This window comes from Acidovorax sp. LjRoot66, assembly GCF_964253305.1.
GTDB lineage: Bacteria > Pseudomonadota > Gammaproteobacteria > Burkholderiales > Burkholderiaceae_C > Acidovorax.
Window position 1 is genome coordinate 4,549,233 of sequence record NZ_CAXUQU020000001.1, and the last position, 21,469, is coordinate 4,570,701.

Annotated in this window: 19 protein-coding genes; 8 read left to right on the top strand and 11 right to left on the bottom strand. The window is 68.1% G+C overall.

Features of this window, described 5'->3' with window-relative positions:
- Positions 1–60: 60 nt before the first annotated feature.
- Positions 61–2,334 (bottom strand): hypothetical protein, encoded by a 2,274-nt coding sequence (locus tag ACSQ3Y_RS21390; RefSeq protein ID WP_436178805.1) that lies wholly within the window; start codon positions 2,332–2,334, stop codon positions 61–63.
- Positions 2,335–2,407: 73 nt separating this feature from the next.
- Between ACSQ3Y_RS21390 and ACSQ3Y_RS21395 the strand changes: the two genes are divergently transcribed.
- From ACSQ3Y_RS21395 to ACSQ3Y_RS21415, 5 genes are all read left to right on the top strand, one after another.
- Positions 2,408–3,931 carry a 3-hydroxyacyl-CoA dehydrogenase gene (locus ACSQ3Y_RS21395; RefSeq protein WP_436178806.1) on the top strand — a complete coding sequence of 508 codons (1,524 nt, stop codon included), beginning with the start codon at positions 2,408–2,410 and terminating at the stop codon, positions 3,929–3,931.
- A 7-nt stretch (positions 3,932–3,938) separates the two neighbouring features.
- A complete protein-coding gene (locus ACSQ3Y_RS21400; RefSeq protein ID WP_436178807.1) occupies positions 3,939–4,718 on the top strand; it encodes an oxepin-CoA hydrolase, alternative type in 780 nt (259 codons plus the stop codon).
- A gap of 189 nt (positions 4,719–4,907) precedes the next feature.
- Positions 4,908–5,627 carry a Crp/Fnr family transcriptional regulator gene (locus tag ACSQ3Y_RS21405; protein WP_057203564.1) on the top strand — a complete coding sequence of 240 codons (720 nt, stop codon included), beginning with the start codon at positions 4,908–4,910 and terminating at the stop codon, positions 5,625–5,627.
- Positions 5,628–5,741: 114 nt separating this feature from the next.
- Positions 5,742–6,827 (top strand): phosphotransferase, encoded by a 1,086-nt coding sequence (locus ACSQ3Y_RS21410; protein ID WP_436178808.1) that lies wholly within the window; start codon positions 5,742–5,744, stop codon positions 6,825–6,827.
- Between the two features lie 34 nt (positions 6,828–6,861).
- Entirely contained in the window at positions 6,862–8,136 is a 1,275-nt protein-coding gene (locus tag ACSQ3Y_RS21415; protein WP_436178809.1) for an acyl-CoA dehydrogenase family protein, read from the top strand.
- A gap of 51 nt (positions 8,137–8,187) precedes the next feature.
- Here the strand turns inward: ACSQ3Y_RS21415 and ACSQ3Y_RS21420 are convergent, their stop codons facing one another.
- Together ACSQ3Y_RS21420 and ACSQ3Y_RS21425 are read right to left on the bottom strand one after the other, a co-directional pair.
- Positions 8,188–8,601, bottom strand: a complete 414-nt coding sequence (locus ACSQ3Y_RS21420; protein WP_057203567.1) for an OsmC family protein — start codon at positions 8,599–8,601, stop codon at positions 8,188–8,190.
- Between the two features lie 105 nt (positions 8,602–8,706).
- On the bottom strand, positions 8,707–9,426 hold the full coding sequence (locus tag ACSQ3Y_RS21425; RefSeq protein WP_057203833.1) for a hypothetical protein: 720 nt from the start codon (positions 9,424–9,426) through the stop codon (positions 8,707–8,709).
- Positions 9,427–9,506: 80 nt separating this feature from the next.
- Here ACSQ3Y_RS21425 and ACSQ3Y_RS21430 point away from each other — a divergent pair, with 80 nt between their 5' ends.
- Entirely contained in the window at positions 9,507–10,241 is a 735-nt protein-coding gene (locus ACSQ3Y_RS21430) for a hypothetical protein (RefSeq protein WP_436178810.1), read from the top strand.
- A gap of 8 nt (positions 10,242–10,249) precedes the next feature.
- Here the strand turns inward: ACSQ3Y_RS21430 and ACSQ3Y_RS21435 are convergent, their stop codons facing one another.
- The 3 genes from ACSQ3Y_RS21435 to ACSQ3Y_RS21445 all read right to left on the bottom strand — a co-directional run bounded on the left by ACSQ3Y_RS21435 (position 10,250) and on the right by ACSQ3Y_RS21445 (position 14,889).
- Positions 10,250–11,263, bottom strand: coding sequence for an asparaginase (locus ACSQ3Y_RS21435; protein ID WP_436178811.1), 1,014 nt, complete (start codon positions 11,261–11,263; stop codon positions 10,250–10,252).
- Positions 11,264–11,289: 26 nt separating this feature from the next.
- Positions 11,290–13,848, bottom strand: coding sequence for a penicillin acylase family protein (locus ACSQ3Y_RS21440; RefSeq protein ID WP_436178812.1), 2,559 nt, complete (start codon positions 13,846–13,848; stop codon positions 11,290–11,292).
- Between the two features lie 111 nt (positions 13,849–13,959).
- Complete coding sequence (locus tag ACSQ3Y_RS21445; protein ID WP_057203571.1) at positions 13,960–14,889, bottom strand: adenylate/guanylate cyclase domain-containing protein; 930 nt, start codon at positions 14,887–14,889, stop codon at positions 13,960–13,962.
- A 418-nt stretch (positions 14,890–15,307) separates the two neighbouring features.
- Between ACSQ3Y_RS21445 and ACSQ3Y_RS21450 the strand changes: the two genes are divergently transcribed.
- On the top strand, positions 15,308–15,664 hold the full coding sequence (locus tag ACSQ3Y_RS21450; RefSeq protein WP_057203834.1) for a hypothetical protein: 357 nt from the start codon (positions 15,308–15,310) through the stop codon (positions 15,662–15,664).
- A 40-nt stretch (positions 15,665–15,704) separates the two neighbouring features.
- On the opposite strand, the gene ACSQ3Y_RS21455 is transcribed toward ACSQ3Y_RS21450, so the two are convergent.
- The 4 genes from ACSQ3Y_RS21455 to ACSQ3Y_RS21470 form a co-directional block, all read right to left on the bottom strand.
- Positions 15,705–16,700 (bottom strand): LD-carboxypeptidase, encoded by a 996-nt coding sequence (locus ACSQ3Y_RS21455; protein WP_436178813.1) that lies wholly within the window; start codon positions 16,698–16,700, stop codon positions 15,705–15,707.
- Positions 16,701–16,780: 80 nt separating this feature from the next.
- Complete coding sequence (gene tadA, locus ACSQ3Y_RS21460; RefSeq protein WP_436180151.1) at positions 16,781–18,175, bottom strand: tRNA adenosine(34) deaminase TadA; 1,395 nt, start codon at positions 18,173–18,175, stop codon at positions 16,781–16,783.
- A 5-nt stretch (positions 18,176–18,180) separates the two neighbouring features.
- Positions 18,181–18,444, bottom strand: coding sequence for a hypothetical protein (locus tag ACSQ3Y_RS21465; RefSeq protein WP_436178814.1), 264 nt, complete (start codon positions 18,442–18,444; stop codon positions 18,181–18,183).
- Positions 18,445–18,502: 58 nt separating this feature from the next.
- On the bottom strand, positions 18,503–19,123 hold the full coding sequence (locus ACSQ3Y_RS21470; RefSeq protein WP_436178815.1) for a LysE family translocator: 621 nt from the start codon (positions 19,121–19,123) through the stop codon (positions 18,503–18,505).
- A 100-nt stretch (positions 19,124–19,223) separates the two neighbouring features.
- Here ACSQ3Y_RS21470 and ACSQ3Y_RS21475 point away from each other — a divergent pair, with 100 nt between their 5' ends.
- Positions 19,224–20,228 (top strand): GlxA family transcriptional regulator, encoded by a 1,005-nt coding sequence (locus ACSQ3Y_RS21475; protein ID WP_436178816.1) that lies wholly within the window; start codon positions 19,224–19,226, stop codon positions 20,226–20,228.
- Positions 20,229–20,232: 4 nt separating this feature from the next.
- On the opposite strand, the gene ACSQ3Y_RS21480 is transcribed toward ACSQ3Y_RS21475, so the two are convergent.
- Positions 20,233–21,348 carry a branched-chain amino acid ABC transporter substrate-binding protein gene (locus tag ACSQ3Y_RS21480; protein WP_436180152.1) on the bottom strand — a complete coding sequence of 372 codons (1,116 nt, stop codon included), beginning with the start codon at positions 21,346–21,348 and terminating at the stop codon, positions 20,233–20,235.
- Positions 21,349–21,469: the final 121 nt, after the last annotated feature.

Consider the following 21,469-nt stretch of genomic DNA (forward strand, 5'->3'; position numbering starts at 1 on the left):
CAACACCCCAGGCCCACAGGCGGCCCTGTAAAAACAGGCCCTGAAGGCCTGTTTCTTTTTCTACTTCTTGCGTTCGTCGTCGTCCTTGCGCTGCTCCAGCTCCAGGCGCAGCTCCATGAGGTCGTTCTCCGCCCCGAAACCTACGGCCTGGCCGGCCGGCGGAGGGGGCGTGACCGGCACGGGCGGCAGGTCGCTCAGCGTGAGGTGCAGGGGCTCCGACAGATCCACGTCCAGGTTGATGGACGACCTGGTGTAGGTTGCCGGCGGATGGCGCGGCTGCGCGGAAGTCAGCGGTGCGGGGGAGGAAGAAACCCCCATGATGGGCGACAGGCCCGATGCAGGCTCCAGCCTCAGCTCGGCAGGCCCGGAATGCCGTACCACCGGCGCCGGAGCGGGCGAGGGAACCTCACCGAAATCGAACTCCAGGCTGGCGGCCAGCGAATCGAGCGGAAAATCGGGCTGTGTGTTGTCCAGCGGCGACAGATGGCTCAACCCCTTCTCGGCAGCGGCCTCGAACGAGTCTTCCACAGGCGTGGTGCGCTTGCGCGGCGGCGGTGCGCCCCGCGCGCTCGACGGCGTGGTCTGCGCAATGCCCAGCAGCAGCAGCAGGTCGTCGTAGGCGGCCAGATCGAAGGGCTCGGCCGCCTGGTTGCCCGGGCGGTGGAACAGAAACTTGTCCAGCGTGTGCAGCACGGCCGGTGAGCTCCACTCGGCCTCGACCTCGGCCAGCGCATCGGGGTAGCGGTCCAGCGGACGCCCCTGGCGGTTGAAGGCCGAAAACTCGGGCACCTTGGCGTTGAAATAGCGCATGAACTGCGCACGCAACTGCATGAAGTCCTCGGCCCGGCTCAGGGTGTGGAACAGGCGCAGCAGCTCCAGGTAGGCCACAGGCGTGGTTTCCTTGTGGTCAACGATGTGCTTGCGCAGCACCTCCACCGCCTGGTTGTGCTCGCCCACCGAGACAAAGAACTCGGCCTGCTGCTGGATGTCGAACAGGTCGTCGGGGTTGACGATCTGCAAGGCCCTTGCCGGCTCGACCGCAGGGGCTGGCGCCTTGGCCTGAACTGGCACCCGGGCGGCCGCAGCCGCCACCGCCGTCGTGGCGGCATACAGGGGCGCTGGTGCGGAGACCGTCTTGGCGTCCTTGAACAATGCGGCGCTGCCGGATGGTGCCAGCAGATCGCCCTTCATCGAAGGGACGGGCAAGGTTTCGAGCGGCTCCCATCCAGGATCGACCTGCCCTGCCGTGGGTGCGCTGGAGTCCACGGCGCTGACCTTGACCGACTCGCGCCACGATTTTTGGGACAGCGTGGCCTGGCGGCTGGCGCGCTGCCAGACCCAGGCCAGCAGGCCCAGCGCCAGCGCCAGCAAGGCGCCCAGCACGTAGACCACCGTGGCGGGGAAGCGCTCCTGGGCCTCGTCGAGCTGCTGCTGCAATTGCTGCGTGGTGGCCAGTTGCTGGGCCGAGCCCGCTTTCACGGCCTTGGCCTCGGCCTCCAGCACGCGCAGGCGCTCGGCGTCCTGCGCCAGGGTTTCCGGCGTGGCGTTCAGGGCCTTCCAGGCGGCAGCCGCTTCGGCACGCTGAGGCGACGATTCTTCTGCCGGGGTGGACAGCAGTTGGGCCGTGGCGCGCAGGGCCACCGGGCTTTCGAGCCACAGATCAAGGGGTTCCAGCACCAGGCGCGGGCCGGCGGCTGCGGGGGCGGATGCCTGTGCACCGGCCAGCACGCGCGCATTGGTGCGGGCGGGTGCGGCGACGGGAGCACGCGGGGCACGCGCCGCAGCGGCGCTGGCCGGCGCCGCCCGGGTGGGCGCTGCGGCAGCGCCACGGGCTGCTGCACCGGCAGCATTGCGATCGAGTGGGGAAGAAGCACCGGCCAGGCCCGATGCGCCCGCAGCGAGGGTGCCCGGCAGTGCTGCCGGCACCGCCGGCAGTTGCCCAGGGGCAACAGGGGGGAGGCGCGCAGGGGGGTCTGCCAAAAAGGTGTAGCTGCGCGTGACCTTGCCTGCACAGCCTGCGGTGAGCGTGACGGTCAACACGGGCTCGTCGACCACAGAGGTGGTCTGTACGCGGACGGAGGCCGCGCGCCCGGCCGATTCGGCCTGGGGCGTCACGCGCACCCGGGAGGCGCTGATGGGGGTGTCGCCCGCGACCAGGGTGGCACCGATACATGACGATGCGACGTCAGAGCCCTGGTCTGGCTGGATGTCGAAGACCAGATCGACGGGCGAGCCGATCACCACGGCGCCCCGCCCGTTGCCCATTGAAAGCGCCGAGGCGCCCATGGCAACCACCCACAAACCGGCTCCCAGAATGGTGTTACGGATATTCACAATAATTTCTGTTTTGAGCGCAACCCATTCTTGCACATAAGTGCGCAGGCATGTCCACAGCCATAATGGCGCTATGAAAATTCAGTTTCTCAATGTCGGCATCGTGGGTTCGGGCGCCATGGGTCGCGGTATTGCACAGATCGCTGCCCAGGCCGGCAGCCAGGTTTTTTTGCTGGATGCCCAAGCGGGTGCAGCACTTGCCGCCAAAGACAGTATCCACGACCAGTGGCAAAAACTCGTAGGGAAAAATCGCATTTCTGCAGAGCAGGCCACGGCCTGGTCTGCGCAATTGCACATTGTTGACAATGCGGCCGGCCTGGCGCAGTGCGACCTGGTGATCGAGGCCATCGTCGAGCGGCTGGACGTGAAGCGTGGCCTGTTCGCCGACCTGGAGAAGGTCGTCGGCGCTGACACCGTGCTGGCAACCAACACGTCCTCCCTGTCGGTCACCTCGATTGGCGCAGGCATGCAGCGGCCCGGGCGCCTGGCGGGCTTTCACTTCTTCAACCCCGTGCCGCTGATGAAGGTGGTGGAGGTGATTGCCGGGCTCAAGACCGAGCCGGCTGTCTGCACCGCCCTGTCGGCCTACGCCAAGCAGATGGGCCACACGCCCGTGCTGGCGCAGGACACGCCGGGCTTCATCGTCAACCATGCCGGGCGCGGCTACGGCACCGAAGCCCTGCGCATCGTGGGCGAAGGCGTGGCCGATTTCGCCACCATCGACCGCATCCTGCGTGACCAGGTGGGCTTCAAGCTCGGGCCGTTCGAGCTCATGGATCTGACGGCACTGGACGTTTCGCACCCGGTGATGGAATCCATCTATCAACAGTACTACGACGAGCCGCGCTACCGCCCCAGCGTGATCACCGCGCAGCGCTTGGCCGGCGGCGTGGTGGGCAAGAAGGTCGGCGAAGGCTTCTACCGCTACGACAAGGGCGTGGCCCAGGTGCCCGCCGAGCCCCCGGTGCCCGTGGTGGCCGAGATCCCTCCGGTGTGGGTGTCGCCCCGCGCCGCGCGCCGGGCCGAGCTGTACCAGTTGCTCAAGGACCTGGGCGCCACCATCGAAACCGGCACCTCGCCGTCGCCCACGGCCCTCACCCTCGTGGCCCCCCTGGGCTTTGACGTGACCACCGTGGCCGTGGTGGAGCGCCTGGACCCGGCGCGCACCATCGGCATCGACATGCTGGTGGAAGAAGCCGCCACCAAGCGCCGCGTGCTGGCCACCAACCCCGCCACGCGCGTGGACATCCGCAACGCCGCGCACGCCCTGTTCGCCCGCGACGGCAAGCCGGTGAGCGTGATCCGCGACAGCGGCGGCTTCGTCACCCAGCGCGTGGTGGCCACCATCGTCAACATCGCCAGCGACATCTGCCAGCAGGGCATCTGCAGCCCGCGCGACCTGGAGACCGCCGTCACCCTGGGCCTGGGCTACCCCCTGGGCCCACTGGCCATGGGCGACCGCTGGGGCCCGACCAACATCCTGGAAGTGCTGTTCAACATGCAGACCGTGTACGGCGACACCCGCTACCGCCCCAGCCCCTGGCTGCGCCGGCGCGGCGCCATCGGCCTGAGCCTGACCCATGTCGAGGAAGATTGAGACCACCATGCCCGCAGAACTCAAAAGCACCAGCCAGGGCAAGACCCTGGTCCTGACCATCCACAACCCCGAGCGGCGCAACGCCATCGAACCGGCCATCTACGCCGCCGGCGTGGAGGCCCTGAGCGTGGCCGAGAACAGTGACGACATCCGCAGTGTGGTGATCACGGGCTCGGACAACATGTTCTGCGCGGGCGGCAACCTGCAGCGCCTGCTGGCCAACCGCCAGGAGCTGCCCGAGGTGCAGGCGCAAAGCATCGAAGGCCTGCACAACTGGATCGAGATGGTGCGCACCTACCCCAAGCCCATCATCGCGGCAGTGGAAGGGGCTGCAGCCGGTGCGGGCTTCTCGCTGGCGCTGGCCTGCGACATGGTGGTGGCCGCGCGCAACGCCGTGTTCGTGATGGCCTACAGCAACGTGGCCCTGTCGCCCGATGGCGGCGCCAGCTGGAGCCTGGCGCAGGCCCTGCCGCGCCAGATCGCCACCGAGATCCTGATGTGCGGCGACCGCATCCCCGCCGAGCGCCTGCACACGCTGGGCGTGGTCAACCAGCTGGCTGATCCGGGCAGCGCGCTCGAAGTCGCCATGGCCCTGGCCGAGCGCCTGAACGCGCGCGCACCGAACGCACTGGCCAGCATCAAGGAACTGCTCAATGATGCGCCCGGCAACCACCTCACCAAGCACCTCGCGAGCGAGCGCGACCACTTCGTGAAGAACCTGCACCACGCCAACGGCGGCGTGGGCATATCGGCCTTTCTCGACAAGCGCACGCCGACCTACGAGTAGGCTCAATCGCCCTGCCCTGGGCGCAAACCTTGTCTTCACCGCACACACACGGCCCTTGCACAGGGCCGTGTGTGTTTGCGCTCGCGTTCGCCCAACAGATATCCAAGACGCTCAGGTGACAACCCTGACGCGGCGCGCCGGTCCCTCACGCGACAATGGGGCTGTTTCTAGTCACGCAAAAGACAGGCCATGGACGACCCGATTCTTACCATCGAAGAACGTGAAGCGATCAACTCAGGTCGCTGGTTTTCATCCCTATCACCTTCTCTACGCCACGACATCCTCCGATGTGCCTACGTCAAACGCTTCAAGGATGGCGGCCTCATAGCCGCCCGCGGGGACCCGCCCGAGGAGTGGATTGCCTGCGCGCGCGGTGCGGTGCGGGTGAGCTCCACCTCCATCTCGGGCAAGCAGATCACGCTGACCTACGTGGAGCCGGGCATCTGGTTCGGCGACGTGGCGATCTTCGACGGGGACCGGCGCACGCACGATGCCTATGCCCATGGGGACACCACCATCCTGTGCGTGGCCAAGGCCGACTTTCGCAAGATCCTGGCGGCGCACACCGAGCTCTACGAAGCCATGCTGCGCCTGCACGCACGGCGCATACGCCAGCTCTTCGGCCTGGTGGAAGACCTCAACACCCTGCCCCTGCGCTCGCGCCTGGCCAAGCAGCTGGTGCACCTGGTGCGCAGCTACGGCGTGCCCAGCCTGTCGGACGGCAGCGAGATGCGCATCGGCCTGCAACTGGCGCAGGAAGAACTGGCGCAGCTGCTGGGCGCATCGCGCCAGCGTGTGAACCAGGAACTCAAGTCGATGGAGCGCGAGGACGCCATCCGCATCGAGCCGGGCGGCCTCGTCATCCGCGACCGCGAAGCGCTGATGCGCATTGCGGACGCCGATACCTGAATTGGGCCGCAGCGGGGGCCCGCACGGCCCTCGCCCCGCACAAGAACACCACCGCCTGCGCCCGCCGGTGGACAGAGACAAGCACGCGGCAACCCGCGTGGGGAACCCCAGTACATGAGCAATTTTGACCACTTCGTCGGCACCCGCGCGGTGTCGGAGCAGCACGCATTCGACGTCGAGGCCCTTACCGCCTGGCTCACCGCCCACATGCAGGGCTTCGAAGGCCCGATGACGGTGGAGATGTTCAAGGGCGGGCAATCCAACCCCACCTACAAGCTGGTGACCCCAAAGGCGAGCTACGTGATGCGCGCAAAGCCCGGCCCGGTGGCCAAGCTGCTGCCCTCGGCCCACGCGGTGGAGCGCGAGTTCGCGGTGATGAGCGGCCTGGCGGGTACCGACGTGCCCGTGCCGCGCATGCACGTGCTGTGCGAGGACGAGTCGGTGATCGGCCGCGCCTTCTACATCATGGAATGCATGCAGGGCCGCGTGCTCTGGGACCAATCGCTGCCCGGCATGACGCCCGCTGAGCGCGGCGACATCTACAACGAGATGAACCGCGTGATCGCCGCGCTGCACAGCGTGAAGTTCGCCGAGCGGGGCCTGGCCAGCTATGGCAAGCCGGGCAACTACTTCGACCGCCAGATCGGCCGCTGGAGCAAGCAGTACGTGGCCTCCATCACCCAGCCCATCGAAGAGATGGACCGGCTCATGGAATGGCTGCCCGCGCACATGCCCGCCAGCGCGCGCGACGAAGGCCATGTCTCCATCGTGCATGGCGACTACCGCCTGGACAACCTGATGTTCCACCCCACCGAGCCGCGCGTGATCGCCGTGCTCGACTGGGAGCTGTCCACCCTGGGCCACCCGCTGGCCGATTTCAGCTACCACTGCATGAGCTGGCACATCCCCGCCGGCATGGGCCGCGGCATTGCGGGCATGGACATCGCGGCGCTGGGCATCCCCGACGAGGACAGCTACATCCGCCTGTACTGCGAACGCACCGGCATCACCACGCCCGAAGCACTGCGTGCCGACTGGAACTTCTACATGGCCTACAACATGTTCCGCATCGCCGCCATCCTGCAGGGCATTGCCAAGCGGGTGGAGGCCGGCACCGCCTCCAGCGCCCAGGCCAAGGCCTCGGGCGACACCGCGCGGCCCATGGCCCAGCTGGCCTGGTCGTTCGCCCAGCGCAGTTGAGAACACACCCCACCGATTACCAACGGAGACTCCCATGGACTTTGACTATTCCCCCAAGACCAAGGACCTGCAGGCCCGACTGCTCCAGTTCATGGACGAGCATGTCTACCCCAACGAGGCGGCGTACAAGAACGAGCTGGCGGCCAACACGGCCGCAGGCAAGCGCTGGACGGCCCTGTCTACCATCGAGAACCTCAAGCCCAAGGCCCAGGCCGCCGGCCTGTGGAATCTGTTCCTGCCGGTGGACAGCGCCGCCGCATCGGGCTATGCCGGCGCAGGCCTGACCAACCAGGAATACGCGCCCCTGGCCGAAATCATGGGCCGCGTGCCATGGGCCAGCGAAGTGTTCAACTGCTCGGCGCCCGACACCGGCAACATGGAAACCATTGCCCGCTATGGAGATGACGCCAACAAGGCGCGCTGGCTCAAGCCGCTGCTCGAAGGCAAGATCCGCTCGGCCTTCGCGATGACCGAACCCGACGTCGCATCGAGCGATGCCACCAACATCGAGACGCGCATCGAGCGCGATGGCGACGAGTACGTGATCAACGGCCGCAAGTGGTGGATCTCGGGCGCGGCCGACCCGCGCTGCGCCGTGTTCATCACCATGGGCAAGAGCGACCCCGACGCCCCCCGCCATTCGCAGCAGAGCATGGTGCTGGTGCCGGCCGACGCCAAGGGCATCACCATCATCCGTCCGCTCAATGTGTTCGGCTACGACGACGCGCCCCACGGCCATGTGGAGATGACCTTCGAGAACGTGCGCGTGCCGGTCTCCAACATCCTCTTGGGCGAGGGCCGCGGCTTCGAGATCGCCCAAGGCCGCCTTGGCCCTGGACGCATCCACCACTGCATGCGCCTGATCGGCCTGGCCGAGCGCGCGCTGGAGCTGATGTGCAAGCGCGCCAGCGCGCGCATCGCCTTCGGCAAGAGCGTGGCCCAGCAGACCGTGACGCAGGAGCGCATTGCCGAGGCCCGCTGCAAGATCGACATGGCCCGCCTCTTGACGCTAAAAGCCGCCTGGCTCATGGACGTGGCCGGCAACAAGGTCGCCAAGACCGAGATCGCCATGATCAAGGTGGTGGCCCCGAGCATGGCCTGCCAGGTGATCGACTGGGCCATGCAGGTGCATGGCGGCGGCGGCATGTGCGACGACTTCCCGCTGGCCTACGCCTACGCCGGTGCGCGCACCCTGCGCTTTGCCGACGGCCCGGACGAAGTGCACCGCAACGCCATCGCCAAGTGGGAGCTGGGCAAGTACGGCGCCTACGGCCGCGATGCCGGCGTGCCCATCACGCGCGGCAGCTGAGCAAGCCCTGCCCCTGCGCGCAGCGCAGGGGCTCTGCGCTGGCGCACGGCGTCAGCTTGGTTCAACGAGCGCAGAAGCGATGCGCACCTCACCGGTCAGCAGCTTGTGCACCGGGCAGGCATTGGCCACCTGCAACAGGCGCTCGCGCTGCTCCTCGCTCAGCGCGCCCGACAAAGTGATCGTGCGCGTGATGTCGCTGCCGCTGGCGGGCGTGCCGGCGGGGTTGAGCTGCAGGGCCACCTCCACACCGGCCAAGGGCCATTGCTTGCGCGCAGCGAACATCTGCAGGGTGATGACGGTGCACGCCCCCAGGCTCGACAGCAGCAGGTGGAAGGGGGAAGGCCCGGCATCGGCCCCGCCAATCTCCGCAGGCTCGTCGCCCAGCCAGGTATGCCCGGCCTCATCGACCAGAGTTACGGTGTAAGGGGTGGTCCCGCCAATGGCGCGGACAGAGGGTGTGGTCATTCGAAATCTCTATGGAACGCAGGCCCTGATGATAGGAGCACTGCGAGCCCCGGCGCCGCAGGCGGGAGATTCGCAGAAGCCTGCCCCTGAAGGAGGGACCGCAGGTCAGGAATCCAGGTCCACCGGCGGTGCCGGCAGGTGCTGCGCGGCGGCCTGGGCTGCCGTCAGCAGCACCGAACGGGCATGGACGATTTCGGACAGGGAGCGGCGCGTGTGCTCGGTGCGCAGGTAGACCCGGCCGCGCGCAAGCATCAGCACCATGGGGGTTTCCGAGCGCAGCGCGCCCTGCTCGCCCTCTACCGCGTTGAGCAGCTCGGACACCAGGTGCGCGTGGATCCAGCGCTCGGCATGCTCGATGCGCTCGGCCACCACGGCGAAATGGCGCCGGAACGAGCCAGGCAACTCGGGCCAGGACACCTCGTCGAACATGGACAGCCAGCGCATCTCCTCCGGCAGGCGCGCGTCCACGCTGGTCTGCAGGCTGTCGGTGATGGCGTTGTAGGCATGGCGCTCGAGCGCGTCGCGCAGCGGGCGGTTGAGCACCAGCACGGCGGCGTCGGGGTCGGCATCCACGTCGGCGCGCCCGCGCAGTTCCAGCCCCAGGATGTAGTCGCGCGTGGAGGTGCTGCCCTCCAGCCGCCAGGGGCGGCCCAGTATGTCGCCCCCCACGTCGAAATGGCCTTCGACCGGCTGCGGCACGCTGTGCAAGCCCTGCTCTGCGATCCAGCGGGCCAGTTGCGCGCCGGTGACCGGCCCCGCATGGCCCAGAGTGGAATCAGCGTCGGCGGCGGTGCCGGCAAAAGCCTGGCGAATGCGATCGAACATGGTGGTCACAGGCCCGGGGGCCTTGCGGAAGTCGCGGGTAGCGCCATTATTGGCACAAACCGCTACGATTGGGGGGCACCATGACCTGCCCAACCGATATCACCTCCCCCGTCCGTGAATTTTTGGCGCTTTCAAGCGCACAGCAGCCCTGCGCCGTGCCGCGCCGCGCCCTGCTGGCCAGCGCCGGAGTGTTGCTGGCAGCGGCCGCCTGGTCACCCGCTGCCCTGGCGGCGGCTGACCCGTGGAGCCGCTCAGGCGCCTCGGTGGATGCACAGCGCCTGGTGCGCTGGGTGGCCGCCAGCGCCAACCACCAGGGCATGGCCTTTGCCGTGATCGACAAGCCTGCCGCCACCATCCACGTGTTCGGCCCCGCAGGCGGCTACGCCGGCAGCGCGCCGGTGCTGCTGGGCTCGGCCCTGGGCGACCGCTCGGCACCTGGCATCGGCCAGAAGCCGCTGTCACAGATCCGGTCGCACGAGCGCACCACGCCAGCGGGCCGCTTCGTGAGCGAGCCCGGCAGCAACCTGCAGGGCCATGACATCGTGTGGATCGACTACGATGCCGCCGTCTCGCTGCACCGTGTGCGCGGCGCCCCGGCCGAGCGCCGCGTGCAGCGCCTGGCCAGCCCCGTGCTGGCAGAGCGGCGCATCAGCAATGGCTGCGTGAATTCGCCCGCCGAGTTCTACAACCGCTGCGTTGCGCCCTGGTTCGGGCGCGAGGCGGGGGTGGTGTACGTGTTGCCGGACTCGGAGCCGTTCGCCACCTTTTTCCCGGCAGCGGATGCGGCCTACCCTCTCGCCAACCTGCCCTCCTGAGCCTCGCGTCAGGCTGCAGCGGTACCGAGCCTGAACACCGGCCGGCGGGTACCCACCTCGATCCCCTTCGGATTGACCAGGTGCGCCGAGCGGCGAGGGGCCAGCGCAGAGCGCTGCGCATCCCTGAGCCAGCCGAGCTGGTCCATCACTTCAACAGCGGCCGCCACCTGGGCCGGCATGTTGCCGTCCATGATCTTGAGCGCGAAGGCCTCGCCCCGGCTGCGGCTGCCCACCACCTGCACGCCATCGGCCCCGGTCTTGGAGACCCAGTCTCCGGCGCCCACGCGCATGAAGTCGAGGTCGTGCCGCCCCGTGCCCGAGCCCAGCTCGGGCCGCGCCACCATGGCATCGGCCAGCGCCGTGAGGCTCTCGTCGAGATCGGTGTCCGGCGCACCGCCGGCCAGGCGTGCATAGCCGCGCGCCAGGTTGGCCAGCGGCATGGCGTAGTTCGGGGCCGAGCAGCCGTCGGTGCCGGCGGCCAGGTCATTCACTTCCAACCCCACGGCCTGGGCCACATAGCTACGGATCGCTGCCTGCAGCGGGTGGCCGGGGTCCAGGTGGTCGTCCAGCGGCAGGCCCTGCTGCACACAGTAAGCGACGAAGCCGGCGTGCTTGCCGCTGCAGTTGTTGTGGCGTTCGTCGGGCACGAAGTCCGCCGGCAGGGAGCCGAGCCCCAGCTCGGCAAACAGCGGCCGGTGGCAGCCGCAGCGCAGCGCGTGGTAGTTTTGCCCCACGCTGGCGAGCATGTGCTCGACCTGCTCCACGTGCATGGGCTCGCCGTTGTGGCTGGCGCACAGCAGCGCCAGGTCGGCCGCCCCCCAGCCCAGGGCCTTGGCCCCGCCCGATTGCATGAAGGGCAGCGCCTGGAAAGCCTTGATGGTGGAGCGCGTGAACACCACCGACTGCGGGTCGCCCACCTGGGCGAGTAGCCTGCCATCGCGGTTGGCCACGGCCACGGCGCCCCAGTGCTGGCATTCGACCAGGGCGCCCCGGGTCACTTCGATCAACGGTACGAAACCCATGGAAATCCTTGGAAACTGTTCTTGGCTCAAGGCGCCGGCGCGAGCACCAGGGAGTGGCTGAAGCGCGCTGGCTGGCGCTGCAGCAGCCGGGTGCCAGCCCCCACCCAGTCGGTCGCCATGTCGCGGTAGCGCGGCGAGAAGACCAGGCCGCTTTGCCCCGTCTGGTAGATGAAGGTCGATTTTTCCAGGTCCGCCAGGTCGTAGATGGCGCGCAGCGACGCGGCGTGGCGGTTGGCGAAGGGGCCCTTGGCCTCGCCCGCGTTGTACTGGCCCACGTTCACGGTGTAGCCGTCGCCATGGGAAGGCACGCTCACGTCGAAGAAGCGCGCCAATGCCGCCACACTGCCAAAAGGCCGGTGGGCGCTGAGCGCGGGGTGGGCATCGCCCCAGCGCCACGCGGCCGGGTCGGCGCCATAGGCGGCCTGCAGGCGATCGAGCGCACGGCCCAGGGCGGCGCCGGCCTGCTCCGCGCAGGTGGAGGGCTGGCACCACCAGGTGTCGTTGCGCTGCAGGATGCCTTCGATGCCGGCGCGGTAGTCGCGCTTGCCATAGGTGGCGGCAAAGCGTGCCTCGCCAATGCGCGGAATGATCACACCACGCGCCAGCTCGTCGGCCCAGGCGGCAAACACCAGTGGCGCTGCACGCCCGGCGTCCATCACGCCGTCAAAGTCCTTGAGCAGGGCCTGCGCCCTGCCGGCCAGCGGGTGGCTGGATTGGGCCTGCTGCAGGTACGGCAGCAGGCGCCGGGTGGCCAGCGAGGTGATGTCGAGCTGGATGGCCTGCAGGCTGGCAGCCGTGTGCCGAGGGCGCGCCTCGATCAGCTCGGCGATGCGCTCGTAGCGGTAGGGCAGCACCCAGTCCTGCGCCAGGTAGTGGGGGTAGCCGGGCGGCGTGACGCGCTGGTTGGCCGTGGCGATCCAGCCCTTGGCGCCCTCGTCCTGCGGGGTCTGGTCCAGCGGCAGCCAGCCCTTCCAGTCGTAGCGCGCGTCCCAACCGGGCGATGGGGCCACGCCGCGGATGTCATTGTCCGGCACGCGCACGGGCACGCGGCCCATGGCCTGGAAGCGGATGCGCCCACTCACGTCGGCCGCCAGCACGCTCTGCATGGGCGCCTGGTGGTACTCAAAGGCGGCGAACAGGTCCTCCACCGTGGTGGCTTGGTTGACCATCAGTCCCGCCAGCACGGTCTGGTTGTCCGCCTCCAGCGCCGTCCAGCGCAGGGCCAGCACGTACTTCTTGAGGTCGAGCACGTCGGCGTGCGACCTCTGTGCATCGCTGAGCACCGGGCCGTGGCGCGTGCTGCGCAGGGCGATATCCACGTCGGGCTTGCCCTTGACGCGGATGGTCTCCTTGCGCACGGCGAACGGCGCCCAGCCTTCGGGCGTGCGGTACTGCGTGGCGTCCGCCGGGTTGATCTGCTCCAGGTACAGGTCCTGCACGTCGGGGCTGGTGTTGGTGAAGGCCCAGGCCACGCTGGCGGTGCGGCCCAGCACCACGAAGGGCAGGCCCGGCAGGGTGGCCCCCATGGCATCGATGGCGGCGATCGGCGAACCGTCCGACGCCTTGCCGGCCGGTGCCTGCAGGCGCGCGAAGTACCAGATGGCAGGCGCGCTCAGGGAGAGGTGGGGATCGTTGGCCAGCAGGGGCTTGCCGCTTTCGGTGCGTGAACCTGCCACCACCCAGTTGTTGCTGCCCTTGCCATCGCTGGTGCCAGCGTTGTGCGTCAGCTCATCGGCCCAGGCCAGCATGCCGGCGCTGATCTGGCGCGAGAGCGGGTTGCCGCCCTGCTCTGCCGCAGACGCAGTGTCGGGTTTTCGGGCCTGCAGCGCGGCGCCACGGGCCAGACCGGCGCTGGGCGCGGCGGCAGCGGCATCGCTGCGGTAAACGCCCAGTTGCCGGTACAGCGCCGCCAGGTCGGCCGATGCGGCGGGTGGCTCGCCCGGGTATGGCGGCATCAGCTGCCACAGCCGGTCGGTATCGAGCGTGCGGGCCACGGAAAGGCGCGCGAATTCATTGCCCCAGTTGCCGCCCAGGTCCAGCGCCATCATCAGCGCCCAGCCCACGCTGTCCTCGGGCTCCCACACCGCGCCGGCCTCGCCGCCGGGCTTCACACCCAGCACCAGGAACTCGGGCGGCAGGGCCTGCGGGCGGTCCTTGTGGAAGGCATGGATGCCCTTGCTGTAGGCCTGCAGCGCCTCGCGGGCGTACAGGGGCAGGCCGGCGTACTGCTTGCGCGCGGTGCCCAAGATGTCCAGCGAGCGCATGAGCTTGTCGGTCTCCAGCGTGGCTTCGCCAAACACTTCGGAGAGCTGGCCATGCATCACACGGCGGTTGAACTCCAGCTGCCAGGTGCGCTCCTGCGCATGCACATAGCCCATGGCGAACCAGGCATCCTGCGGGCTTTGCGCGCCGATGTGCGTCACGTCCGCGCCGTCGCGCCGCACGCTCACGGGCTGGGCCAGGCCGGCGACGGTGATCTTGCCGTCCACCACCGCAAACGTGCGCTGCACGTAGATGGCAGCGCCCGCACCCGCCAGCAAGGCCGCAGCCACCAGGCCCACGGCCGTTTTCTTGATCCACGCCATTGTTGCGTCCTGTCTTGTCTCGGGTTTTCTTGTGCCAGCGATTGTGTCAGAACGTACGCAGGTGCTGAAAGCGCACCGATCCTCGCCAGCCCGCAGGCGGCATTCCAGCCCTCAGCCGAGATGCACGTTGCCGCCCACCACCTGGAAGCGCATCTTGGGCGCAGTGGACTCGCTGAAAGAGACGCCCAGCGCAATCTCCCCCGTGCCGTGCAGGATGCAGGCATCGCGGCGCAGGCGCACGGGCGAGTCGCTGCCCTCGAAGCGCACCCAGGTGCCGAAGCTGCTCATGTCGGTCAGCACGAAACCGCTGTTGCGCCAGTCGATGCGGGCGTGCAGGCGCGACACGCGGGGGTCATTGATGCGCAGCTGCATCTCGGTGGCCCGGCCCACATGCACGGGGGCATCGGCCGAGCTGAACGACAGGTCCACCCCATGCCAGGAGAACTGGATCTGCCCCAGGATGGAATCGACGGGCGAGAAACTGCTGATCAGCGCCGACTGCATGGTGAGCGAGTCGGGCTCCTCGTCCTGGCGCCACTCCACTTGGTAGAGCATCAGGGTTTCGGCCTTGCCACGGATTTCCATCATCCCCAGCTTGCGGTACCAGACCGAGGCCGCAGCGCCTGCCAGCAGTACCGCCGTTTCGGTGGCCCAGATCTCGGACGGGCCGGCCCGCTCGCACAGGCGAGAGGCCACGTTCACGGCGTCACCATAGCAATCGCCATCGACATCCACCACCTCGCCACTGGCCACGCCCACGCGGATGTCCATGCGCAGGGGGTGGGGCCAGCGGTCCAGCCGCGCCAGGTGCATGCGCTGCATCTCGGCCATGGCCGAAACGGCACCGGCGGCATCGCCAAAGATGCCCAGCACCCCATCGCCCAGTTTCTTGACGACGCGGCCGGCATTGGCTTCGATGGTGTCGGCAATCCACTGGGTCAGCTGCGTCACCGCTTCGGTGGCGCGCTCGTTCCCCAGCGTCTCGTACAACGACGTACTGCCGGAAATGTCGGCAAAGACCACCGTCGATAAAACCGTCATGGGTACGCAAGCGCAGGTAACTTCATGTGAATCAGTTTAGTTCAAGCGCCCACAGAGCGCATGGCGCCACTGCGGCTGCACACGCCTGGCAACGGCCCTGCGCAGAGGCCACGGCGGCCCGGCCGGGCGGTCTTTGCTGGCGCAGCCACACGGCATGGTTTCGCCCGCACTCACAGGCCAGCAGCGCTTTGCAAGCAGTTGCCGGTGGATGGTTCGAAGCGTTCAGAGCACCGGGCATGACTTCTGCTTAATCCATTCGTACTACATTCAAAAACAAATCGAAAGTTTGCAATTGTTTGCAAAAAGCTATCGAGGCTTGTTGGCTTTATGCGAAAAGCGGGAGCGGCCCCCTTGCATTTGCGCAGTCGGCCACGTACCTTGAGTCCCTTGTTACTTATTTATGGTGAAGAACCATTCCATGCGCTGGAACAAACCCTACGTCCGCGGCAGCAGCCTGCACGGCCTCATTGGCCGTGACGCACCCGCGTCGACCGCCTGGGTGCGTGACCAGCAACTGGAGGAAGTGCGCCGCGCCATGATCGGCAGCCTGTCGGGCTTCTCCGGCTGCGAAGTGGCGCGCATGAACATCCGCCTGCGCTATGCGGGCGACATCGAGGCGCTGTGGTACCTGCGCACCGACCTGCAGAGCACCCTGGTCCCCTTGCAGGGCGAGCCTTCTGCCAAAAACGTCATCGCGCAGGTGACACTCCTGTTCCAGGGCCTGTTGCCGCGCGCCCTGGGTACGCCGGTGGCACGCGCGTCGTCGGCATCCTGAGCGGCAAGCCCCTGCGGCGCGCGGCGCCTTTGTGCAGGGCCTACAGATGCCCCCAATAAATCAGCGCGTCGCGCTCTTCCACCGACAGTGACACCGTAGCCCCCACGGGCAGCAGCACCTTGGTCTCCACATGCCCGAACGGCAGGTTGGTGAGCACCGGCGCCTTGATCTGGCTGCGCAGCCAGTCCACCACCGATTGCAGTTTGTAGCCCTTGTCGTGCGGCACCAGCTTGAACTGGGTGAACTGGCCCAGCACCACGGCCTTTTGCTGCGCCAGCACGCCCGCGTGCAGCAACTGCGTCAGCAGCCGCTCGATGCGGTAGGGGTGCTCGTTCACGTCTTCCAGGAACAAGATGCCGCCCTTCACGCTGGGCAGGTAGGGTGTGCCCACCAGCGATGCCAGCACCGCCAGGTTGCCGCCCCACAGCTGGGCACTCTTCACGTAGATGTCGGGCACGGCCGGCTTGCCGGTGGTGGCATGGGGCTTTTCGCGGTGCATGCGCCAGCCCGCGCCTTCGCCGTGGCCGGTCAGCAGGTCGTCGAAGCAGGCCTCCATGATGTCGTCAGGCTCGCCCGCGACGCCGAAGTCGGCGCCCAGGGCGGGGCCGGCCCAGCTCACGGCGCCGGTCTGCGCCAGCAGCGCATTCTGGAAGGCCGTGAAATCGCTCAGGCCGACGAACTTCATGCCCTTGTCGATGGCCTTGGCCACCGCCTTGTAGCGGATGCCCGGCAGGATGCGCGAGAGCCCGTAGCCCCCGCGCGAGATCAGCGCCACCTGCGCGCCGCTGGCGGCCGCGCGGTGGATGGCGGCCAGGCGGGTATCGTCGTCGCCGGCAAAACGGGTGTGGCTGGCCAGCGCGTCCACATCCACCTCCACCTCATGCCCCAGGGCCTTGAGGCGGGCAATGCCCCGCTTGAAGGCGGCCTTGTCGCGCACGGCGCTGGACGGCGAGTAGATATAGATGTGCTTGGGACCATGGTCATGGTCGCAATCGGCGTGGTCGTGATGGTGGTGGTGGTCGTGATCGTTGTGCAAAGCGTTCAGGCGCCGGTGCCGGGCCTGCTCCGTGAAATGGATGCCGCTGGCGGGCCGCAAAGAGCGGCGCTGGCGTGCGGTCAGGGTGCGAAGTATTCCACAGCCCGTTCGGCAATGCCCCGGCCATGCTCCTGCACGAAGTGCCCGGCATGCGGCAGAACCACCGGTTCGGGGCAGCCGCGGATGTCGTGTTGCAGTGCCTGCATGGTCGCCAGGCCCAGCACCGGGTCCTGCGCGCCCACCACCATCAGGCTTTGGCCCTGCCACTGCTGCTGCCAGAAACTGCGCGCCCGGCGCGAGATGGCAGCGCCCTCGTCCTGCGGCCCGGCTGGCACGCGCTCGGGGAAGGCGCGCAGCGCAGCGCGGTAGCCCTTGTCCGGAAACGGCGCATCGTAGGCCGCGCATTCGGCCGCCGTCAGCTGCGGGTTGCCGCGCGCGAGCAGCCGGCCCACGCCGAACAAAGGCTTGTCGCGGCACATGGCACGCCAGTCCACAAAGCCCTGAGGCAGCGTCACATCGCCGGTGGCCAGCAGCGTGTTCATCACCAGCAGCCCCTTGAAACGCTCCGGGCAGTCCATGGGCACGGTCAGGCCCAGGATGCCGCCCCAGTCCTGCACCACCAGCACGGTGCGCTGCAGGTTGAGGCGCTCCACCAGCTCCAGCAGCACCTGGCGGTGCCATTCGAAGCGGTGCGCGGCCTCCTTCTTGGGCTTGTCGCTCTTGCCAAAGCCGATCAGGTCGGGCGCCACCACCCGGTCGCCCGCCGCCAGCCACACGGGCAGCATGTGGCGGTACAGGTAGCTCCAGGCCGGGTTGCCATGCAGGCACAGCCAGGTGCGCGGTGCATCCTGCGGGCCTTCGTCCAGGTAGTGCAGGCGCAGCCCGGCCAGGCTGGGCAGGTCGCTCACGTAGTTGGGGGCCCAGGGGTAGCCGGGCAGGTCGGCAAAGGCCGCCTCGGGCGTGCGCAGTGCGTCGTCGCGCAGCGGGTGGCGTGCCAGCGCGTCGGCACGCTGCTGGCTGCGCCGTGCGCCAAAAAAACCGGTGAGCAGCGCGCTGCATTCGTCCGCCAGCACCCCGCCCTGCACACCCGTCTGGTGGTTGATGGCGGTGTGGGCAAACAGGTCCAGCACCGAGCCCGCAGCGCCGGTCCGGGGCTCGGTGGCGCCGAACACCACGCGCGCCAGCCGCGCATGCAGCATGGCGCCGCTGCACATGGCGCAGGGCTCCAGCGTGACATAGAGCGTGCAGCCGTCGAGCCGGTAGTTGCCCAAGTGCTGCGCGGCCGCGCGCAGGGCCACGATCTCGGCATGCGCCGTGGGGTCGTTGGCCTGCACGGGGGCATTGCGGCCGGTGGCGATCACCTGGCCGTCCTTGACGACCACGGCGCCCACAGGCACCTCGCCAGCCTCTGCGGCGGCACGCGCCTCGGCCAGCGCCAGGCGCATGCCGTCCTCGTCGGTGAGCACCACAGCCACCACCGTCACTTGTCGGCGTCCGGCAGGGCCTGCGCGCGCTGCTTCATGATGTCATCGAGCTGCTGCTGGACCTGTTGCTGCACCTGCTGGCTCTGCTCGCGCACATTGCCCGTGGGGTTGATCACCGGGGCCGATGCACCGGTGCCCGCGATGGGCGCCTGCTGTAGCGCCGCCGCAGGTGCGCGCGTGGCCGACAACTGCTTCTTGGCAATGAAGCCCACGATGGCCAGCACCACGACCAGCCCCACCAAACCAAACAATCCACGCATGCTCTGCTCCCTATACCGTGCAACACCGCACTGTAAACCGGGACGGCGGTGAAGGCGGTCAATGCGTCATCGGCAACGCCGCCCCCATCAGCCCGAACAAGGCCCCGCAGGAGCGGTTGAACTTGCGCCCCGTGCGCTGCAGCCAGGGGCGGATGCGGTGCGCCAGGCTCGCCAGGCCGAACTCCACCAGGCACTCGACCGCCGCGAAGGTGCCCGCCATGACCACGAACTGCAGCCACAGGTCGCGCCCGGGCACGATGAACTGCGGCAGGAATGCACCATAGAACAGCAGCACCTTGGGGTTGGAGATGGCCGCCAGCAGCCCCTGGCGGAACAGCCTGCCACCGGTAACCGCCCGCTCACCCATGGCACTCGGCAAGGCCTCAAGCTGCATGGGCGGAGCCCGCCACAGCTGAATGCCCAGCCATACCAAATAGGCACCGCCCACCCATTTCATCACCGTGAGCGCATGGGCCGACGATTGCAGCAGCGCGCCTATGCCCAGCATGGACAACCCGATCAGCGCCACGAAACCCACCGCCCCGCCACCAATGGTCCACAGCGTGCGCGCCCGCCCGTGCAGTGCGCCATGGGCCAGCACCAGCAAGCTGTTGGGGCCGGGGGTCAGCGACAGGCCGATGACCGCGAGCAGGTAGATCAGCCAGATTTTCAGTTCCATTGCGGCACCATCTTCTTGAATATGGTCTGCAGTCTAGGTGGGTGGGGTCGTCCGTATGGCATCGAATTTGGCTACTATCAATACCAAACTGGACTCCCCCATGAGCGCCCCCAGCCCCCTGCCCCGCCCCGACGTGCGCCTGTTACTGCTGCCGCTGCCCGACTTCGCGCTGCTGCCCTTTGGCGGCTTTCTGGACAAGCTGCGCTTTTCGGCCGACGACGAGGACCACAGCCGCCAGCGCTACTGCGCCTGGACGCTGCTGGGCATCGACGGCGCGCCCGTGCTCTCCAGCAGCGGCGTGCAGGTGAACATGGACACCACGGCCGATGCCGTGGACCTGGCGGCATTCGACTACCTGGTGGTCTTTGGCAGCCGCACGGTGCAGGCCTCGCGCGCGTATGTGCAGGCCTACGGCCCGGTGCTGCGCAAGGCGGCGGCGCGGGGCCTGCCGCTGGTGGCCATCGACAACGCCAGCTTTCTGCTGGCCGAGGCCGGCCTGCTCAAGGGCCATCGCGTGGCGCTGCACTGGCGCCACGTGGCCGAGTTCCGCCACGCATTTCCGCGCATCGCAGTGGCCAGCGAGCAGATCTATTGCTTCGACCGCGACCGCATCACCTGCGCGGGCGGCACGGCCGCCATCGACATGGCGGTGGAGCTGCTGTCACGCCACTGCGGCCGGGTGCGGGCCTTCAAGGGCCTGGCCGACATGCTGGTGGACGCGCCCCGGCACCAGGCGCACCACCTGCAGTCGATGGAAGGCGGTGGACCCGACCTCACCCGCCACCTGGCGCGCGCCGTGGCGCTGATGCGCAGCGCCCTTGCCGATGGCCTGACCGTGGCCGACCTGGCCGAGCGCATCGGCATCGGCCGCCGGCAGTTGGACCGGCTGTTCGCCGAGCAGATGGGCATGAGCGCCCATGACCACTGGACGAAGATGCGCATGGAGCACGCCCACTGGCGCGTGACCAACTCGCACCACAGCCTGGCCGCCATTGCCGACGAAGTCGGCCTGGGCAATGCCAGCAGCCTGGCACGATTGTTCCGCAGGCACTACGGCACCAGCCCTGGCGCGGTGCGCGCAGGGCGGGCCAAAGCCGCGCCCTGAAAGATCAGTTCAGCGCTACGCGGCTGCCGTCCTTGTACGTGTACAGCGTCACGGCAGGCGTGGTCAGCTCGCCCTTGGCCGTGAAGGCGATGTTCGCCGTCACGCCCTTGTACTCGGTCTTGCCGATGAAGGGGATGAACACCTTGGGGTCCACCGAGTTGGCGCGCTTCATGGAATCGACCAGCACCATGGCCGCGTCGTAGGCGTAGGGGCTGTAGATCTGGAACTGGCCGGGGAACTTGGCGTCGTAGCGCTTCTTCCAGTCGGCGCCGCCCTGCATCTTGGCCACCGAGGCGCCGCCCGTGGCGCAGGTCACGTTCTTGAGGGCCGGCGTCTTGCCGGCCAGCTCGGGTAGCTTTTCGGTACACAGCGCATCGCCGCCGAAAAACTTCACACCGCCCAGGCCCAGCTGTTCCATCTGGCGCAGCATGGGGCCGGCCTGGGCATCGAGGCCGCCGTAGAAGATGGCATCGGGCTTCTTGTTCTTGATGGCGGTGAGGATGGCCATGAAGTCCGTGGCCTTGTCGGTGGTGAACTCCTCGCCCACCACCGTGAGGCCCTTTTGCTGCGCCGTGGCCTTGAAGACCGAGGCCACGCCCTGGCCGTAGGCCGTGCGGTCGTCGATGATGGCCACGGACTTGAGTTTGAGGTGGTCGGCCGCGAAGATGGCCAGTGCCGCGCCCAGCGCGCTGTCGTTGGCTATCAGGCGGTAGGTGGTCTTGTAGCCGGGCTTGGTCAGGTCAGGGTTGGTGGCGGCGGCCGTGATGTGCGGCACGCCGCACTTGTCGTACACCGATGCGGCGGGGATGGAGGTGCCCGATTGCAGGTGGCCCACCACGCCGGCCACCTTCTGGTCGCACAGCTTCTGCGCCACGGCCGTGGCCTGGCGCGGGTCGCCCGCATCGTCTTCGGCGGCGATCTCGAATCGGATCTTCTTGCCGCCAATCACCAGGTTCTGCGCATTCAGGTCATCGAGCGCCAGGCGCACGCCGTTTTCCGTGTCCTTGCCGATATGGGCAATGCCACCCGACAGCGGGCCCGCATGGGCGATCTTGACGACCTGCACGTCCTGCGCCAGGGCGGCGGTGCAGGCAACGGTGGCGGCTGCCGCAGCAACCAGAGAGAGGTGAAAGCGCGAACGGGAAGCAAAGGACACAGGCAAAACTCCGGATGAACAAGAACAAGGGAGAAAGCGCTGGCCAGGGTTTCCGGCCAGGCGCCGCCATCCTATCCCGTCTTCA

What these genes read in the sequence shown, in the direction of transcription:
- ACSQ3Y_RS21475 (WP_436178816.1), top strand. Translation starts at nt 19,224, where the DNA reads ATGAGCGCCCCCAGCCCCCTGCCCCGCCCCGACGTGCGCCTGTTACTG.
- ACSQ3Y_RS21410 (WP_436178808.1), top strand. Translation starts at nt 5,742, where the DNA reads ATGAGCAATTTTGACCACTTCGTCGGCACCCGCGCGGTGTCGGAGCAG.
- ACSQ3Y_RS21405 (WP_057203564.1), top strand. Translation starts at nt 4,908, where the DNA reads ATGGACGACCCGATTCTTACCATCGAAGAACGTGAAGCGATCAACTCA.
- ACSQ3Y_RS21425 (WP_057203833.1), bottom strand. Translation starts at nt 9,426, where the DNA reads ATGTTCGATCGCATTCGCCAGGCTTTTGCCGGCACCGCCGCCGACGCT.
- ACSQ3Y_RS21445 (WP_057203571.1), bottom strand. Translation starts at nt 14,889, where the DNA reads ATGACGGTTTTATCGACGGTGGTCTTTGCCGACATTTCCGGCAGTACG.
- ACSQ3Y_RS21430 (WP_436178810.1), top strand. Translation starts at nt 9,507, where the DNA reads ATGACCTGCCCAACCGATATCACCTCCCCCGTCCGTGAATTTTTGGCG.
- ACSQ3Y_RS21415 (WP_436178809.1), top strand. Translation starts at nt 6,862, where the DNA reads ATGGACTTTGACTATTCCCCCAAGACCAAGGACCTGCAGGCCCGACTG.
- ACSQ3Y_RS21435 (WP_436178811.1), bottom strand. Translation starts at nt 11,263, where the DNA reads ATGGGTTTCGTACCGTTGATCGAAGTGACCCGGGGCGCCCTGGTCGAA.
- ACSQ3Y_RS21420 (WP_057203567.1), bottom strand. Translation starts at nt 8,601, where the DNA reads ATGACCACACCCTCTGTCCGCGCCATTGGCGGGACCACCCCTTACACC.
- ACSQ3Y_RS21450 (WP_057203834.1), top strand. Translation starts at nt 15,308, where the DNA reads ATGCGCTGGAACAAACCCTACGTCCGCGGCAGCAGCCTGCACGGCCTC.
- ACSQ3Y_RS21465 (WP_436178814.1), bottom strand. Translation starts at nt 18,444, where the DNA reads ATGCGTGGATTGTTTGGTTTGGTGGGGCTGGTCGTGGTGCTGGCCATC.
- ACSQ3Y_RS21400 (WP_436178807.1), top strand. Translation starts at nt 3,939, where the DNA reads ATGCCCGCAGAACTCAAAAGCACCAGCCAGGGCAAGACCCTGGTCCTG.
- ACSQ3Y_RS21440 (WP_436178812.1), bottom strand. Translation starts at nt 13,848, where the DNA reads ATGGCGTGGATCAAGAAAACGGCCGTGGGCCTGGTGGCTGCGGCCTTG.
- ACSQ3Y_RS21395 (WP_436178806.1), top strand. Translation starts at nt 2,408, where the DNA reads ATGAAAATTCAGTTTCTCAATGTCGGCATCGTGGGTTCGGGCGCCATG.
- ACSQ3Y_RS21470 (WP_436178815.1), bottom strand. Translation starts at nt 19,123, where the DNA reads ATGGAACTGAAAATCTGGCTGATCTACCTGCTCGCGGTCATCGGCCTG.